The 17,883-nt window shown below is 46.9% G+C and carries 12 protein-coding genes and 1 pseudogene; 5 read left to right on the forward strand and 8 right to left on the reverse strand.

Translation table 11 applies throughout. From position 1 onward, the window contains the following. Both T489_RS0107860 and T489_RS0107865 read right to left on the reverse strand, forming a co-directional pair. A pseudogene (locus T489_RS0107860) lies at positions 1–298 on the reverse strand (hypothetical protein); the annotation flags it as partial. 110 nt (positions 299–408) lie between these two features. Further along, the gene (locus tag T489_RS0107865; protein WP_031579507.1) at positions 409–2,109 is read right to left on the reverse strand and encodes a methyl-accepting chemotaxis protein; all 1,701 of its coding nucleotides are present in this window, start codon (positions 2,107–2,109) and stop codon (positions 409–411) included. Between the two features lie 288 nt (positions 2,110–2,397). Between T489_RS0107865 and nhaC the strand changes: the two genes are divergently transcribed. Next, positions 2,398–3,855, forward strand: a complete 1,458-nt coding sequence (gene nhaC / locus T489_RS0107875; protein ID WP_031579509.1) for a Na+/H+ antiporter NhaC — start codon at positions 2,398–2,400, stop codon at positions 3,853–3,855. Positions 3,856–3,857: 2 nt separating this feature from the next. On the opposite strand, the gene T489_RS0107880 is transcribed toward nhaC, so the two are convergent. Then, a complete protein-coding gene (locus tag T489_RS0107880) occupies positions 3,858–4,190 on the reverse strand; it encodes a hypothetical protein (RefSeq protein WP_031579510.1) in 333 nt (110 codons plus the stop codon). Positions 4,191–4,554: 364 nt separating this feature from the next. Between T489_RS0107880 and T489_RS14330 the strand changes: the two genes are divergently transcribed. The 3 genes from T489_RS14330 (at position 4,555) to T489_RS0107895 (ending at position 9,660) form a co-directional block, all read left to right on the forward strand. Beyond that, a complete protein-coding gene (locus T489_RS14330; RefSeq protein WP_051621905.1) occupies positions 4,555–7,164 on the forward strand; it encodes an AAA family ATPase in 2,610 nt (869 codons plus the stop codon). A 69-nt stretch (positions 7,165–7,233) separates the two neighbouring features. Beyond that, positions 7,234–9,006: a VWA domain-containing protein gene (locus tag T489_RS14335; RefSeq protein ID WP_031579512.1), complete on the forward strand. Its 1,773-nt coding sequence runs from the start codon at positions 7,234–7,236 to the stop codon at positions 9,004–9,006. Between the two features lie 165 nt (positions 9,007–9,171). Beyond that, positions 9,172–9,660, forward strand: a complete 489-nt coding sequence (locus T489_RS0107895) for a GspE/PulE/PilB domain-containing protein (RefSeq protein ID WP_198020444.1) — start codon at positions 9,172–9,174, stop codon at positions 9,658–9,660. A gap of 118 nt (positions 9,661–9,778) precedes the next feature. On the opposite strand, the gene T489_RS0107900 is transcribed toward T489_RS0107895, so the two are convergent. From T489_RS0107900 to T489_RS0107920, 5 genes are all read right to left on the reverse strand, one after another. After that, positions 9,779–11,068 carry a thiamine pyrophosphate-binding protein gene (locus T489_RS0107900; RefSeq protein WP_031579514.1) on the reverse strand — a complete coding sequence of 430 codons (1,290 nt, stop codon included), beginning with the start codon at positions 11,066–11,068 and terminating at the stop codon, positions 9,779–9,781. 33 nt (positions 11,069–11,101) lie between these two features. Then, positions 11,102–13,063, reverse strand: coding sequence for a thiamine pyrophosphate-binding protein (locus T489_RS0107905; protein WP_031579515.1), 1,962 nt, complete (start codon positions 13,061–13,063; stop codon positions 11,102–11,104). 18 nt (positions 13,064–13,081) lie between these two features. Beyond that, positions 13,082–14,533 (reverse strand): chorismate-binding protein, encoded by a 1,452-nt coding sequence (locus T489_RS0107910; RefSeq protein WP_031579516.1) that lies wholly within the window; start codon positions 14,531–14,533, stop codon positions 13,082–13,084. 381 nt (positions 14,534–14,914) lie between these two features. Next, on the reverse strand, positions 14,915–15,391 hold the full coding sequence (locus T489_RS0107915; protein ID WP_031579517.1) for a hypothetical protein: 477 nt from the start codon (positions 15,389–15,391) through the stop codon (positions 14,915–14,917). 414 nt (positions 15,392–15,805) lie between these two features. Next, the gene (locus T489_RS0107920; RefSeq protein WP_031579518.1) at positions 15,806–16,435 is read right to left on the reverse strand and encodes a thermonuclease family protein; all 630 of its coding nucleotides are present in this window, start codon (positions 16,433–16,435) and stop codon (positions 15,806–15,808) included. A gap of 263 nt (positions 16,436–16,698) precedes the next feature. On the opposite strand from T489_RS0107920, the gene T489_RS0107925 reads away from it, so the two are divergent. After that, entirely contained in the window at positions 16,699–17,862 is a 1,164-nt protein-coding gene (locus T489_RS0107925) for an HlyD family secretion protein (RefSeq protein WP_051621906.1), read from the forward strand. Positions 17,863–17,883: the final 21 nt, after the last annotated feature.

A 17,883-nucleotide genomic window follows, 5' to 3' on the forward strand; every position in this document is an offset into this window, starting at 1 on the left:
CGCCTTTCTGTACGGCCATGGTGCTTGGAGCAAGAATCTTACAGTTGATGCCTGATCTGGTTAATTCTCTGTAAGGAACATAACCGAGACATCCAGCTTCGTAACCACAGACAATATCAATGTCCTTTCTCTGTGATTTCAGATTACAGATATACTTCTCGGTATTTTTAATCAGGTCATCCTTAAACTGCACCTGACCGAATATTTTATCTTCAGACATGCCATAACCTGGTTCAAAAGAGCACAAAGTAAAGTTAGAAGAGTGGACATCCATTCCAATATATATTATCTTATTCATAACGACCTTCATTTAATGTATGTGGTAAATTCATACAATGTATGTAGTAAATTCATACAATGTATGTAGTAAATTCATTCAATGTATGCGGTAAATCCGTTTCTGTTTTTTCAACATCTACAGTTTACACGGTAAATCCACGTTTTGCATTCATTCGTGGAGGTCGTTTCATATTGTCTTTCGCAGTCATTCATGCTCTGCTGCATGAGGGTTACCGTGGTATTCACGTGATTCTGCAGAGTCTTTATGGAGTCCTGAACGGAACTTGCTGATTCACCGGTCTTGATTGCCAGACTGCGCACTTCATCGGCAACCACGGCGAATCCGCGGCCGTGCTCTCCGGCTCGTGCCGATTCAATGGCGGCATTGAGTGCAAGAAGGTTGGTCTGATCGGCAATTTCCTTGATGGATCCGACAACCGAGAAAATGCTGTTGGCGCATTCGGATACAGTGGCAATGGCATCACCGGTTCTTCTGATACTGTCGGAAAGTTCTCTTATGGAATCACTGCTCTGTTCAACCATTTTCTTTCCTTCGCGTGAGGCGTCGCCTATGCTGCCTGCAATCTCTTCGGTTTCAACTACGCAGTGATCGATATTGGTAATGGAACCGTTAAGCTGTTCCACGGATGAAATAACCTCATTCAGCTCATTCTGCTGTTCGTTAATCTGGTTTGAAATGTTTTCATTGCTGTTGATGGAATCCCTGGTGGAGGTTTTCAGGAAGCCGTTGATTTTATTGAAAAGAAGCTTCTGATTGTCCAGCAGGAGATTGAAGTTATAGGCAAGCTCACCGATTTCATCATCTGACTGCACGTCAATCTTGTTGTTGAAATCAGGTTCCTTTTCGGCCAGATCCCTGAGCATGCTGCCTACGTGATGAACAGGTTTTACAATATTTGATTCAACCGCACGGGCTATGTAGATAATGGTTCCCAGGAGGACAAGCAGGGACAGCACGGAAACAACGGCTATGTATATGTGCGCGATGCTTAGGTAGCTGTTCTTATCAAGAATTATGACAATCTTCCAGGGAGCTTCATTCAATTTTTCAGACAGAACAAAAACATCTCCGCGGTCAAGGCTGATGGCGGAAAATGACTGGTCCATCTTCTCCTTTTCGGTTGTTCTGCTGATAACCTCGGGGGAGAGTTCCCTGTAAACCGATTGGAGAGTTCTGTTGAGCAGCGGCTCTCCGGTACTTGATACTACGATTCTGTTGTCTTCATCAAAAACAAGATACGCCTCACCGTCAACAGGCAGATTAAGACTGCTGATAATACCGGTGACGTCATCTATTGACAGGTCAAGACCGACAACCCCCTTGTCTGCTGCAGGGTACCCCTCGGAAATGGTAAGCACAAGATCGCCGGTCGTGGTATCAAGATACGGTTCGGAAATTACGACTTCCCCAGGTTTTGCCTTGCTGGCGACATACCACGGGCGCTTACGGGGATCATACCCGCTCTTAAGGTAGTTCTCTACGCTGTCAAGACCCGCGTAGGTCTTTCCTTCCGGATCTCCGTAATAAAGATCATAGACACTGTCTACCTTGATTGGCAGCCCCGTCTGCAGGGTTGATTTCAGAAATTCCGTATCAAGTCCGTAATATCCAGAAATAATTCCTTTTTTTACCTTCAGCCATGAATCAACATTCTGTGTGGTAGCCTTGGCAAGTGACATTGCCGATCTGTATCCCGCCGTATTGATCTGATGAATATTACCGGTCACAAAGATAACAAATGAGCAGACAGTAAAGGAAATTACGGGAACGATTACTGTCAGCAGCAGTTTAGATTTGAGGGTTCTCATTCACACGGTCTCTTTTTTAAAACAACTTTATGGGAACATATTAGCATATTGTATTTTATAAAGATTAAGCATATGTCCAAAAAAACGAATAAATATTCATCTGTGATTCCTCCAAAAATGACGTCACGATAAAAATTACCAAAAATCTGTTTATTCACGGGCTGTTTGTCTTTAAACTTGATCCTGAAGTCTCTGCGTTTTTCCGACGCCGTGAACATCGGAACCGCATGTAACGGAAAAAACAGGGAACCGGGGACGCATCATCAACAAGAACACCGGACAGATATTATGACTCCAGACATGAAAAATTCACCAAACCTGTTTCTTTCGCTGATTCCGGTGGTATTTCTCTTTATCCTTCTGGCCTTTAGCGTCTACTGCTTCGGTGACGACTGCGTGTCAGGACCGAACCAGATGGTGCTTTTTGCAAGCACCTTCGCGGTGTTTATCGTCAGCATTCTGGCAGGCCGGAAATATACCGAGCTGGAAAAATGCATGATTCAGGGCATTGCTGAAACTCTTCCCGCATGTCTGATTCTGCTTTTTGTCGGTGTGCTGATAAGCGTATGGTTTGTAAGCGGAACCATGCCGACCATGATCTATTACGGCATGAATCTGATAAACGCCCGAGTATTCTATCCGTGCGCGGCTATTGTCTGCGCCCTGGTGTCGATGTGCATCGGAAGCTCCTGGAATACCGCGGCCACGGTAGGTATCGCCGCCATGGGCATAGCGAAAGCCCTGGGACTGGATCCGGTCATCACCGCCGGAGCCGTTATTTCCGGTTCATATTTCGGAGACAAGATGTCTCCGCTTTCCGAAACCACCAATCTGGCCTCGGCGGTAAGTCAGGTGAATCTTTTCGATCACATAAGAGGCATGACATTCACCACGGTGCCGAGCATCATCATAAGCGTAATCATGTTTGCGGCAGTGGGGCTCTGGGCACAGCCTGCAGCCGAAAGCATTGATAACGAGTCCTTCAGAGATATGCTTCAGAGCTCATTCAATATCAGTCCATGGTGTCTTCTGCCTCTTGCCGTGCTCATTTATTTTGCCGTGAAGCGGTATCCGCCGATTTTTACAATTCTTGCGGGAATTATTTCAGGTCTTGCCGCAGCAGTTATATTTCAGTTTGACAGCATTACCGGAATTCTCGGAACCGACGGTTCCTTTCTGGAAAACATCAGAGCCCTCTGGCTCGTAACCTATGACGGACTCAGGCTCAATACCGGTAACGAGGCGTTCAATGCGCTTCTGTCGGGAGGCGGAATGTCAGGAATGTTCAACACGGTGATTCTGATGATTGCCGCAATGAGTTTCGGTTCAGCCATGGAATGCTCGGGATGCCTCCACCGTATAATGTCCGTAGTAGTCAGATTCATAAATTCCGCAGGCAGGCTTGTGCTGGCGACAGTTCTTACCGCTTTCGGCATAAACGCCATTTCCGGAGAACAGTGCATGAGCGTGATTCTTCCGGGGAGAATGTATGCTGAAATCTATGACGACATGAAAATAGCGCCGACCGTCATGTCCCGTTCCCTCGAGGACGGCGGAACCATTACCTCCGTTCTCATCCCATGGTCAACCTGCGGTGTCTACTTTTCAGGGATCATGGGAATTTCAACTCTTGACTATCTGCCTTACTGCTTCTTCAACCTTGTCAATGTCGGACTGGCGGTAATCTTCGCCGTATTCGGCCTGGGCATTGTCGGAAAGAGCGGAAAACAGCCTGCTGACTCCTGAAATCAGAGGTCTGTCTGACGAAACGCCCTTACCTCAGCCATGATGAGAGGATCATTTTCAGGAGTGTAGTACGGATTTCTCACCAGATCGGCATGTCCGTATCCGGCCTTGACCATTACACAGGTGGCAATACTGTCCAGAATTCCGGTTACATCGTATTTATCCTCACCGTAATCATAGGTATCCGGATCAAATCCTATGCGGTAAAAGATATATCCTAAAAATCTGCAGGCGTCAGCGTCGATAACTTCTTTAATCCATGACTGCGCCTCTTTGTCTGAAGAAATATCCTCTGCTGACCGGGGTGGACCTGCATTATGTTTTTTCCGTGACATTTTGAGTTCCTGAGGTGAATAATTTATATACTCATATTATAACAACACCTGCGTTATGAAACATAACGGCAGTCCGTAAACCTGCATTTCCGGCAGTCTGAAGCACTATCTTTGAACCATTTCACATTTATAATAACAAAAGTCTCTTTACATCTATCGGCAGCAGTGAGTGTTCAGTATTTCAGCAGGGATCTCAGTCCGGAAATTTTTTAGCCGTTATAATAAGCTAAAAAGTATCTGTATTTACAAGTTTCTCACTGATGATTTACAGGGTGTCCTGACGTATCCGAAACCTCCGTACTCATCGATTTGAGATTTTATAACACAGTATGTCGAGTGATTACATATTTGTTCAGGAGGAATCATGGACACAGCATCATCCGCCGGAAACACTCAGAATGAAGGGCTGTCTCTCAGAAGGAGAATCAGAAGAATAATGGAACTCACGGGAGAAGGGCTGGTTGACAGAAGCGATTCCGTAAGATCAGCCGTTCTTGCCAGTCTCTGCGGTCTCAATACCTTTCTTTACGGGCCTCCGGGAACCGCAAAGAGCATGATCTGCCGAAGACTTAATGATATTTTTGCAGGAAACAGCCGCTACTTCGAGCATCTGATGCACCGTTTCTCAACACCTGAGGAGCTGTTCGGTCCAATCAGCATCACTAAACTCAAACAGGATGAATACGAACGTCAGCTGTCAGGATATCTAGCCGACGCGGACTTTGCCTTCCTTGACGAAATCTGGAAGTCATCACCGGCCGTGCTGAACACGCTGCTTACACTCATCAACGAGCATACGTATCATAACGGAAACCGGATTATGAAGGCTCCTTTGCGCAGCATGGCCGTGGCCTCAAATGAAATTCCGCTTAACGATGATGATCTGGCCGCTCTTTATGACAGATTCATTGTCAGACTGGTGATAGAACCTGTCAGGGGAGTCGACAATTTCATAAAAATGGTTACCACAGCTCCGGCCGTGGAAAATGACGAATCCGCACATGCCGAAAAGATGAAGGAACTTGCGGTAACCGCCGATGAATTTGAAAAATGGAAGAAGGCCGTTGCCGACACCGGGCTTTCCGATGAACTTCTCAGCGCCATGGCCTCTCTGCGCGAAAAAATAGCCGCCGACTACGCCGAGAACGTACGTTTAAACAGAGAACATGCGGATTATGACGGTTTTTCCGATAACGAAAAGACCGGAACCGATGCTTCATACGTCTCCGACCGCCGCTGGGTTCAGAGCTCGGTATTCATGAAGGCTGCAGCCTTCTTCAATGAAGAAGAGAAAGCCGGGATCAGACATCTGATACTGCTTGAGAACGTGCTCTGGCACAGTCCTTCCGAAAGGCCTTATCTCAGAAAGCTGATCCTTAACGAGATAAGACAGGTTATGGGTGCCAGAATCAGCAATACCGACGAAGGAAAGATTCTGGAAAACAGCAGGGTGCTTGAAGAAATTCTTGCCACCTGCAGCAATGAACAGCTGTTCACGGATCATAATGTGGGTATCCGCATGACTTCCGACAAGGGCGAACCGAGGGTTTTATTCAATATGCTCAAGGACTTCGGCTTCACCTACGTAAAAGCCAATGATTTCTGGAATCCTGACTCATGGTACCGCAAGGTTTCACCGGATCACTTCTATACCTCCGAAACCTATGAAAAGTGCCGTAATTCCGTAAGGGACGGTAAAACCTCCATTCTGCTTCCGGAAATCGGGGATGTAATCAGAATCATTCTCTATCGTGATCTTAACGGGTACTTTACCAAGGGAGACTCAGATGGAACCGAAGTGTTTACCTTCTCGGTTCCCGGACACAGAGGCATCGACGGTCAGTCTCTGGAAGAGGAACGCTATGCTGCGCCTTCTTCTCTTCTGCCGAAGTTCATTCAGTTAAGACTTAAGAACCGTCTCGACGAACGTTTCGAAATGTATGCCAGAATTTCTGAAATTCAGAGTCATTTCGGATGTCTTGAGATGAAAATCAAAACCAGCATCAGGATTGATTTCAAGGATATATTCGAGCCGGCCTGCTTTGATGCCGAAAAATACGCCTCGGACGTGGCTGCCGTGCGCACGGTGGCTCCTTTAAGAGGTGGTGAACCTGACAGCGAGCTTAACGGCCGCTTCATGCAGATGTCCGGAATGGACTCTTATGTTCTCTTCATGGAAAACGGCGACAGGGTGCTTTATCAGGCCCAGCACGGCAATTTCCCTGCAGCAAGAGGCGAGGTAATCACCTACGAAAGACGCTTTAACGGAGCAAGATACATCTGGGTGGAAAAGAACAGCTACCACAGATGGTTCGAGCATGAGATTTCAAGACTGGGAATCGGTTCAGCCCGTCATCTCAACTGCACACTCACTGATAAGAAAGAGCTTTTTGCCGCGGGACTTCACTGTGTCCTGAATGACGGTGAAACACCGTCAGCAGACAAACTGGTAATGCGTCTTCAGACCATAAATCATGAAAAGTGCCTGCTTGAGCTTTCACCTGAAGACAGGCTGGACATAATCTCCGTCAGAATTCCTTATGATGAATTCAGAAAGGACGGTGAATTCGACATATTTGATCATCACGGCAGAGTCTGCGGCAGGGCAGCCACCAGAGAGGCGCCAACCGGCAGATCCGTAAAAATCAGATTCACCTCCGGAGGCGAGGTAAACAGCATCATCTCCGGCGACATCATGAAATTCCTTGATGAGATAATAGGCTCTTTCAGAAAGGTAAAACAGCTCATTGAGGAGAACGGCAGATGCATAAGGGAAATAAGAGAGCGACTTGACGCCATGAGAAACAGCGTCAACTCCGATATTTTCCTGTCTGATGATGAGAAACATGCGCTTACGGCCGTGATTGAGGAGGTTTATGCTCCGGTAACTGCCGAAATCTCCAGAGCCGGAAACTATGAATCCCGGGTAAACGAACTTGTCAGAAAATATTCAGTTTCCGCGACAGGTGCATAACGACGCACCGGCATCCGGTTTTCCCCGGCCGGATACCGGTATGCCCGTTCAGGTAAATGAGGTGCACTGATGACCGACAGAACTACAGTTACTGATAATACTCCCGGCAGAAAGTGGGATCAGACAGTCGCTGACGTTTTCAATGATGAAGAGAGAAAAGGAAACGCTGATGAGTTTTCCCCGAAAGGAACCGTTCCGGGCGTGTTTCCCATTATCGATTTCTATCAGGAAGGCGTAAAAACACTGCGCCGGCTCCGCGAGGACTATGTCCGCAGCCGCAGAGCCGGATGCACGCCGTCCGTGCTCAACAACATGGATGCAGCACTCGGCGGTCTTAACAGACTGAACCGTTCTCTTGCCGATTCTCTTAACAGGCGTCTTGCCAAAGGAAACGAATATGCGGATGATCTGCTCCTTGCCGATTATCTGTCTCACAGAACGCTTAAGGATTTTCAGAAAAAGGAACAGTATCTGAAGGATCTTGATCACCTGGGTGAAAAGTATCTCAGGATCCGCGATTACACAGCAGAACTGCGTGATCACATGAAATCATATGCGGATTATTCCGCAGAGCTCATGGCTCTCAGAGATAACCTCAATACCGCCTCCCCGGATAAAAACGTGCAGATCATCAGAATTGAGGATCTCACCGATCTCTGCCTCCGCGAGTTCAATGTGGCTGACGGAATGCGCAGGGCTCTTACGGATTCCGTTACGGCTGCCGTACGGAAACTCGAGCAGGAAAAGGAGGAGGAAATCCGCAGCTTTACCGAGAGGGCTTTAAGCACTCAGTTTGAAGAGCTTAAGGAAAGCGTGGATTTTTGCTCATCTCAGGGAATCCCTTATTCCGTATACGCCAGATCCTTCGGCGGAGACGGAAGTGACGAGGAAATAAGGGACATGACCGACCACTACATGTCAAAATTTCTGAAGAACGGGGGCAGGGAGACCGAAATGAGTCCGTATGCCACGGTCCGTCCGTCCGACTCGGGAAGCGTGTTTCTTCGGTATATCAATGTGGTCAGAAACAACGTACCGCTCATTAAACTGCTTGATTCACTCGGCAGAACCCTCGGACTCGAAGCCCTTGCTTCCAGACGTTCCGAGAAAATCTATACCGAACGCATCGGCAGGTACCGTAAAAGCGTTAAAGGCGATCACATCTCCGGAATAACACTGAGTGACACGCTCAATTACGTGCTTCCTGAAGAACTTGCCAGACTAAGTGATCCGGAACTGGAATCTCTTTTCGACATAAAACTTCTTAATCGCGAGCTTCTCGCCTTTGACTTCATTAAAATGGCCAGGGTATTTTCCGGTAACGGAAGGACAGCGGGCGGGGAAGGAGAACAGGAAAGGGGCCCCGTAATCGTCTGTGTTGACACCAGCGGTTCAATGAAAGGTGAGAATGAAGATTATGCCAAGGCCGTTACCGCCGTACTGGCCCTTAAATGTCTTGAGGCGGGAAGACCGTGTCACATCATAAACTTCGCCATTGAAACGGAGACTCTTACCATTACCGGTACGGAAAAAGACACCTCGCTTGATGAACTTAATTCATTCCTTAAGAGATCCTTCCGCGGCGGCACTTCAATAGACAACGCCCTGCACGAGGTTTCCGGAATGATTGAGCATAATCCTGCTTTTGCCAGAGCAGATCTCCTGTGCATAACGGACGGTAAATATCTTTTCAGCGAGGAAACCGTACGCGATGCCCGGCGCATCAGAGAGAAATACGGAACAAGATATCTCGAATTTGTTAAAGGTTTTTCAGATTTTAACAAAAACGGCATTTTTGATAGGATTTTTGTGATATGTAACAATAATTTCTCAGAAAAATAGCAATGAATTATAGTAGAATATCTAATGACTATTGAACATCCTGCAGATTTTTTAAGCTGAATTCTGCAGTAGATCTTACGGTCTGACACAGCCATGAGACACATTTTTTATCTGTGTTTCACATGGGCAACCGTACGTTATAATAACTATATTGAGGGAAAAAACATGTCTGTTGAATCCGGTTTACTGAACCTGCTGGTCGAAAAAAACATCATTAGCGGCCCTAAAAAGAGTGTTGTACAGGGTGAAGTTGAGGAATACGAAAAATCGGTTATTGCCACCGTTATAAATTTAAGCTACGCCGAACCTAAACAGCTTATGGATCTTCTTGCTGAAGAATATGATCTTCCTTCCATGGACTTTTCTCAGTTCAACCCGAAAACAGCTCCTCAGAAGTATCTCAATGAAGAATACTGCATGAAATATGAAATGGTTCCTATAGGGGTGGTAAACAATACACTGTATCTTGCGGTTTCCGATCCTTCATGCATCAACGCCATTGAAGGCCTTGACGCCTTCTCCACCAAATATGCCATTCCGACCGATATGATACTGGTTGAGGAAGACAAGCTTCAGAGAGCGCTCACAGTTCTCTTCCGCAAGAACATCAATCTTGATGATGATGAAAAGCAGGAAGGCAGCTGGTACGACTGATATTTACTGTGTCTCCGGTTACATCATAACAGTAAAACTGAAGGTCATATCTTTAGCGGATATGACCTTCAGACATTTTATGTGTGAGACTCAGTCTATACTGCCTGACACGCGACTGTTACCATACTATATCGGTAATTTCGATTATTTCAGGCTCCCAGACCTTTTTCATCTTATTAAGTGATTCCTGCAGTTTCTTAAATTCCTGAGCTTTGGAAACAGTTCTGTAAGGAATGTTCATTCCTCTGGCAATTTCTTCAATGCTGAAATCAGGAGCACAGTTGCTTCTTCCCGAGCGATCCATCATCTTTCTGTCCAGAAGGAGCATTTTTACTCTGCTTTCCTTCATCAGAGGCACTGAATTGAGGTCGGCAATAAGATCTATCGGATCTATGATAAGCAGGATATTGGATTTAAGTCCGGCTCCGCAGGCTATGGCAACCAGACCGGCGTTGCAGGAGCTCTTCAGACATCCGTATGACTGGATAATGTAGGTCAGTTTCGGAGAATTTTCGTTAATATCCTGTTCCACCAGGTCATAAATGGTGTGACCATACTGATCAACTCTGAGATGATCGTAGAAAACTGAACGGGTGACGGCGTTGATCTGCCGGTACATGCAGTTCGTTTCAGTCATGGACGGAATAGCATCGGCAAGCTCCTTTACCTCATCGGTGCTGCCGATTACGGTGTGAAACGGAGCCCGGCCCGCATTGAATCTTACGGGAAGATAGGATTCCGCAAAATCCTCATCGGATCTTGACGGGAAGCATCCGTGAATCATTTCGGTTTCATCTTCCGCTTCCTCTTTAATCATTTCCAGCATCCTGCTGAAATCAACACTGTTGCGGAACTCCTCATCTGCAGTATAGAAAGGTTCCCTGAACGGAATATTGATATGGGCGGGCTTGCAGGTCAGGGAACAGGTGCGGATGATGTTGCATACTCTCTCGACCGTAAAGTTGTTGGTCTGGTCGAGATAATCCTCGTAGATCTGCAGAAATGAAGCAAATTTGCCGAATATTCGTCCCTGACAGGTTGTCTGGTTGGCTCCGCAGTCAAGAAGCTCATCAGGACGATCGGCAGTTATGATCAGCAGGGGAATATCATAACGGCAGGCTGCAACCACGGCGGGATACAGATTTGCCACGGCACTGCCTGACGTGGTGAATATTACGGTCGGTTTCTTGGTGGCCCTGGCTGCTCCCAAAGCATACCAGCCCAGACCTCTTTCATCATAATGAATATGCTTTCTGAATCCGGAAATGGCTGACATGGCCATAACCAGCGGGGCGCTTCTTGAGCCCGGTGCATAGAATATATCCTGAAAACCGCATTTTCTTAAAGGGTACAGCACGCGAAAGGCGGAAAGCACCTGTTCATTTATGATCTGTTCTTTTTCACTCATTATATTAACTCCGGAAAAATCTGCCGCTTTCGGTTAAGACCTGATGTTATCCGCATCATCGGAAGCCTCTTCCGCCGGGGAGGAGTTTCCGTTTTTACCGCTGCCGGTATTTACTGACTTTTCAATCTCGGCTTCAACGTATTTTTTAACGGCCTGATTACTTGTCAGATCAACCTCGATAAGACAGTGTTTCACGGATCTGTCATTAAGAATTTCAAAAAGTTCGTCGTAGTTCGTTACACAGGCGTATCGGATTCTGAATGATTTGCAGAAATGATAGAAATTCATGCCGTGAGGATTGATGAACGAGGTGTTCAGCATCTTTTCAGAGGCCACCGGAAATCTCTCAAATATTCTGCCGCCGTTATTGTTGAGAACGACAACCTTCAGCTGACAGACGCAGATGAACGGCAGGGCGCTGAGATCGTACAGAGCCGTGGTATCGCCGATGACCGCCACGGTCGGATGCTCAAAGGCAATCCCCGCCGCGGTGGCAATCTGACCGTCGATTCCGGAAACCGTCCTGCTGGTGAATACGGTATTGGGAACGTTCAGATATCTGTCCGCCATTCTTACCGCAGTACTGTTTCCCAGAAACAGATACGGCTTCTGAGGCAGTGCATCATTAAGAAGTCTGAAGAAGTCAGCCTCGTTTCGCATGTCTCTCTTTTTAAGATCCTCAATGCTCTCGAATCCTGAGTTTCTTCTGGATTCAAATACTGATGCGGTCTTTCTCAAAGATACGTCCGCAGGCTGAATATACGGCAGCACGTCATAGCTTTCGTTAAGTGAAACACCCCAGACGCTTCCGGCATTCATGTTGTACGGAGAATCGTTCATGAACACCTGAACGACATTCTTCTTTCTGACGGACAGGAACTCAAGAACACTTTTGGATATGAATTGGCCTCCGAGCACCAGAATGTAGTCATACGGAAGATTGCCGTAGGAAACCTTGGCGCTGTCGGACATCGGCAGCGTATCCGTCATCATGCCGCGGTTAATGAAGGATGACGGCTGATGATTTCTGTACCAGGCATCAAAATCCGCAATGTAGTTGAGCTTTGTACTGCCTCTCAGGTTTGACTGAATGTCGGCATATACCTGAAAACCGGTTCTTTCAAGATAAACCCTGACGTTTTCAGCCTCTTCGGCATTAAGGGAACCGGCAATCACAAGAGTTCTGGAATCGGTGATATGTCTCAGGAGACCGAGTCTGTCATCCGTGGCCGTCATGTTGCGGGAGAGGGAATTGAGATTCTCGTTAAGGGCTTCACTGACAACGGAATTTTCAGCATCCGAATTTTCCGCAGTACCTGACTGAATTCTGCTGAAATGATAACTGGTAAAGCAGTTGAGCATTTCTTCCTGAATTTCCATGATGGAGGTTACCACGCGTTCATCGAAATTCTCAAAAATAGGCTGTCCGGCCTTGATTTCGGGAATTTCACAGAAAAGTCCAGGCTGTGGGGTAAGTCTTATGTGCAGGGGCTTTCTCAGCATTTCCGCTCTTTCATAGGCCTTAATGACCCTGAAGGCGATTCCTGAAGGGGTAAGACGCGGATTCCACAGATCCAGAGGCACGTACTCGCAGAAGTTGGCAAGTATCGGATCGACATGGGTTGAACAGCCGCTGCCGTTTTCGTTCATGTCATTGGCTATGTCCGCGCTGATTATGACCATGGGATTTTTATGACCGCGGGCTTCCATCAGTGCAGGGGCAAGATTTGCCAGTCCCTCATCGGTACTGACGATTACCGCAATCGGTTCTTCAGACACACGGGATCTTCCGTAAGACAGAAAACCGAGAAGTCTCTCATCATAGATTATGCGGAAGAGAGGTGTGGGAGCCTGTTCGGCAACCATTCCGAAATAGGATTTCATGGACATGGCATCGCAGTATGCGGTCTCTATCTTCATGCAGTTGAGCAGAGCTATGATTTCAGCGGATTGATTAAAAGCTCTGTAACCGTATTCCCTGAGGGAGTTAATCATGTCTTGCGTTTCTCCTTTTTATTCTCCAGACTTCATCATGTTGATTTTCGCCAGCACGCGGGCCACGTCATCTTCCGGTATTATTCTTTTAAGTACGGCGGTCATCTTGAGGCCGGTCTCCTTCCATTCGGAAAGCGGGTCTGATTCTCCCATGATTCCGGCTCCGCCGTAAAGTGTTATCTCGCCATTCCTAAACAGAGCGCTTCTCAGCATCACCAGGGCTGTCGAACAGCCGCCGTATGTCATGCCGGCGGTTCCCGCATACATTCCGGTAAGAAGGGCTCCGCACCCGTCAAGTACCCTGACGGCCTCTTCACGGGGATATCCCAGAGTTGCAGGGGTAGGGTGAAGCAGTCTGATAATTTCTTCCGTTGAAATATTATTCTTTATATTTCCGGAGATTTCAATGAGAAGATGGGTAATGTATGAAAGCCGCTTAAGCTTTACGGGCATCTGCTGCACGTCATCACATATCGTACGCAGGCGGTCGTCGATGAAATCCGCCACGATACGGTTTTCGTTAAGGTTTTTAGGATCCCTGATAAGAGCGTCTCCCTGTTCCACTGGAACAGAACCCGCCAGTGCATCGCAGTAAATTCTGCCGTCGCGGATGCTGAAGAGTTTTTCCGGAGTGAAGGAAACAAAGAGCTCCGGTCCGTCAGTTGCAGAATGCTCTTTTTCGGCGCCGGACATGTCCGTTTCCTGATGACACGCATCGGCAAAACCGAGGTACAGGTAGCTTTCATCTCTGACTTTTAATACACGCTCACGGACAAGACGGCTGATGAAATTCTTAAGGGCTCCGGCAGAGAATCTCCTGATTCCTCCGGTGCTGAACACTGCTCTGCGGGCTGTTACCGCTTTTTTGAGAGTCCTGCCGGAAGAGTTTATGACACTGGTTATATAACCGATCCTGCGGGCGAATTCCCTGTAACCGGGAAACAGAGTCATGTCTCCGTTTAAAAAGAATTCCTCAGGTTCCAGGTTGTCACCATATTTTAAGCAGGAGTAGTCAGTCAGTTTCTCCCGACTGAAAACCCGTATCTCATCAGCATCGGAATCAGCATATATTTCAGCTCTTAAGGTAAGCTTTGCGGGATCTGTAGCAATAAGAACCCCGGGGGTGTAGCCGAGGCTTTTGACCTGAGGCTCGAAAAGGCTCCTGAAAATCATCGTGTCCTTATGGAGACCGCGGCATCTTCCGAAGGCAAGATACAGTGATTCATCAGAGCCTGATATCACGACTGTTTCACGACACGCCGAGGCGCGGATAATGAGTTCAAGAGTGTCCGCCAGTTCCTCGAGACATGGGAATTTATCTTCCGCAAGGGCTCTGACACTGACGTTTTCGCTCCTGGCGGTATTAACGTTTCTTTCGGTGAGCGTGTCGGATTTCTGATCCGGATCGACAGTCTGCTTTCCGGCACAGGCATTTTCGGCCAGAAAGTTTATAACAGCATTCCGAATCATCTAAAGTCCACTCCGTTTCTTAATTTTGGGGCATTATACCACACTTGCAGGTCATAATCAGAATTAAGAAGGTTCTGAATCAGATCATATCCCGGGGCATCAGAATTCCATTCAGCATAAAGTTATTAAAAAGAGCAGGTGAACACCGAGGCAGTACACTCAATTGGAGCGAATGAAAAAAAAACTCACCTCAATCGCATTTGACGGAGACTAATCATCGAACACGTGTCGACCGACTCCTAAAGATTATGCTGAATGAGTAGAGAAAAAAGGGAAACCGGAGGAATACTGCCAACCTCCGGTTTCCCTTCTCAATATAACTCAGGCTGTCTCAGTCTCACTGGTATTTAACACATGGTGACGGAGTCCCGGGTTTTATAATCAGTTGAACAGACTGCCAACTGCATTGGTTGCTGCTTCAGCGGCTTTCTTCTTTGCTTCCTCTTCAGCCTTCTGCTTGGCCGCGGTCACGGCGGCATCGGTTGCAGAGTTCAGAATGTCTGATGAACCTGATGCGGCATTTGTAACTGTATCGGTCAGGCTGCCAACGGCATTAAGGTTGCTCTGAGCTGAATTCAGGGTATCCTTCGCTGAATCAATGGTCTGCTTTGCGGAATTAAGAGTGGAAGAAGCCTTTTCCAGGGTAGAGGTGCCGGTAGCAGCGCTTCCGGTTGCCACTGAAGAAAGATTGTTAAGAGCGTCTGTTGCGTTCTTGGTACTGTCAACAGCATCCTTTGTAGCTGAAATTGTCTGAGAAGTTGTTTCCAGCTTGTTTGAAGTGGCATCAAGCAGTGAAGCATGTGCCACACCCAGCCCTGCAAATATCATCAGGGATGATAAAATATTCAGTTTTTTCATGTTAAATCAGTCTGACCTCAAAGTGTATGTGATTTGTACGGCCGCAAATTCTTAAACGGCACTTTTACCGTTAAACCGGCCATAATATACAATAGGTGCTTTTATGATTCAATGATAAATATTATCAATGACGATTTTTGTATTTTATTGCACCGGACGGTTCGGAAATTTTCGTGAAACCTTTGCAGTACCTACTTTCTGAACCATTTTTAAAATTTTAACACTTTTGTATATTTTTATATAACGATAATTTAGAATTGAGATAGATCACACATTTGATTATACAGACTGTTATAAAAATTTTCCGTAGATGTAATCAGAATGTTAAACAAAAACTATGAGACGAATATCAGAACGGGAGAATATATTCAGTTTTCTGAAACGCGGGAAATAAATATGTCCGTTAAAGATGTTTTATCTGGAAGTCTGCGCTTTTGAACTGTTCCTGGATTTTTGAGAGGTGGCTTCATTTTCAATCTGCTCATCTCTTTCCTGAGCCAGTTTTTTGAGATCTTCAAAATCCATAGGATTTTCACGACGGAACTCTGCAGGGTACTGGGCGTCGACATCGCGCCACAGTCCGAAACCGAATGAATGGGCATCACGTTCAATTCTGAGATATATGGAGGAGGTGTTCTTACGGTTTGCCCAGGCATATCCCTGACGTATCATCTCTCTGTTTACGTTGAGCTTCCTGTAGTAGAGCTCGCCCAGAACATAATTATTATTTTCATATTTTTCATATTTTTCATCTTTCTGGTCTCTGACCTTGATGCTGATTTTGTTCTGCCAGATGAGATCCCTCAGGTACCTGCGTGCTTCCTCTCCGTAAGGCTGAGTAGGCTCCGGAGCTTCGATATCCGCCATCCGTACCAGATTCTCCCTGCCGTTTGCGGACTCGCACAGGAAAAAATTACCGCTGATTACCAGCGTCACCCTGCAGGTAAGATAATTCTGTCTGGTCCACGGACGAGCCTGTGCGGCCGGCAGCATGCATGATGCTATCGACAGAGCCACAACAAACCGAGCAATCCAGCCTTTCATCCAACAACCCCGGAATCAGTGAACGAGATCTTTCAATGCAACGGAAAGGCATGTCGCACTGAAAAGACAAAAAACAAACCATTTTCAATATTTTATGACAAGTATGAACAATATGGCACTGTTAATGTCTAAAGGTTAAACGCAATTCACAAATGAGAGTACAGATTATGTTAAAAGTTGTTTTTTAAGATCCAGGTAAAACATAATTTCTCATTAGGATTTAAAATGAAAATGAGGCATCCGGGGTTTTTCCGGGACAGCATGTGTACCGCATTGCCGACGATGCCGGTTCACTGCCTGAGAGTCCTGATAAAACTCATCCGGAACCGTTTAAAGGAGATTCCCCGCCGGGAGTACTGAGATTCCATATGAAATTCTTAAAAATACTTCTTCCCGTTTCTCTGATTGCCGGTCTGACTGCCGGTGTGGTTTATTTAAAACAGCAGGAACAGGGTTCAGCCGTCGAAATCGAAGGCATCGCCGCCTGCAACGGCCGCCTTGAAATAAAAAGAGTGGATGTCGCCAGTCTCTATGCCGGCAGAGTCGACACCGTTGCCGTTGATCGCGGACAGCAGGTTCACAAGGGTGACGTGCTTGCCGTTCTGTCTTCTTCGGTTACCGAAGCCCAGGTGAAATCAGTAACCGCTCAGAAGAAAAAGGCTCTCGAAACGATATCGAAAATAGATTCGCGTCTGCGTCAGGCAGACGAGGAAATAAGACTTGCCGCCATAGAACTTAACGATGCGCAGAATCTCCGCCGCGACAGCCTGATATCCCAGACGGAGCTTGAAAGACGCATGACAGCCCTCAGCACCAGAAAAGAAAGTAAAGAGGTGCTCCTGAAGGAAAAACAGGAGGCTCTTTACGAAACAGGCAGAATCGACGCGCTTCTCGAAGAAGCGAAATCACGCAATGACGACATGACAGTAAGGGCTCCTTTTGACGGGGTTGTCGAATACCGTCTCGCCGAACCGGGCAATGTTGTGGGAGCAGGCGGCAGGGTTGTCTCCATGCTTGATCCGACTGACGTGACTCTTGACGTTTTTCTGCCTACATCAAAAGCCGCCAGGGTGAAGGTAGGCGATGAGGCGCGTATTGCAATTGACGGAATTGATACGGTGATTCCTGCAAAGGTTGATTATGTGGCGGATGACGCCCAGTTCACGCCGAAATACGTGGAAACCAGAGAAGAAAGAGCAAAACTTCTTTTCAAGGTAACTCTCAGAATTCCGGAGGAGATTACCCGAACAAACTACCGCATGCTCAAGGGCGGCATGCCGTCAGTAGGGTACGTGAACTATGCGGGTGCGCCGTGGCCTGATTATCTCAGCGTAAAAAACGGCATGACTGAAATTAAAAACGGACGGGATGAATCCGCGGCATCAGCTCACACGGTCCCTGATACTGCCGGCACAGAAAATCAGTAGCATAACCTTCCGTACTTTTTC

Source organism: Ruminobacter sp. RM87 (genome assembly GCF_000701925.1).
GTDB lineage: Bacteria > Pseudomonadota > Gammaproteobacteria > Enterobacterales > Succinivibrionaceae > Ruminobacter > Ruminobacter amylophilus.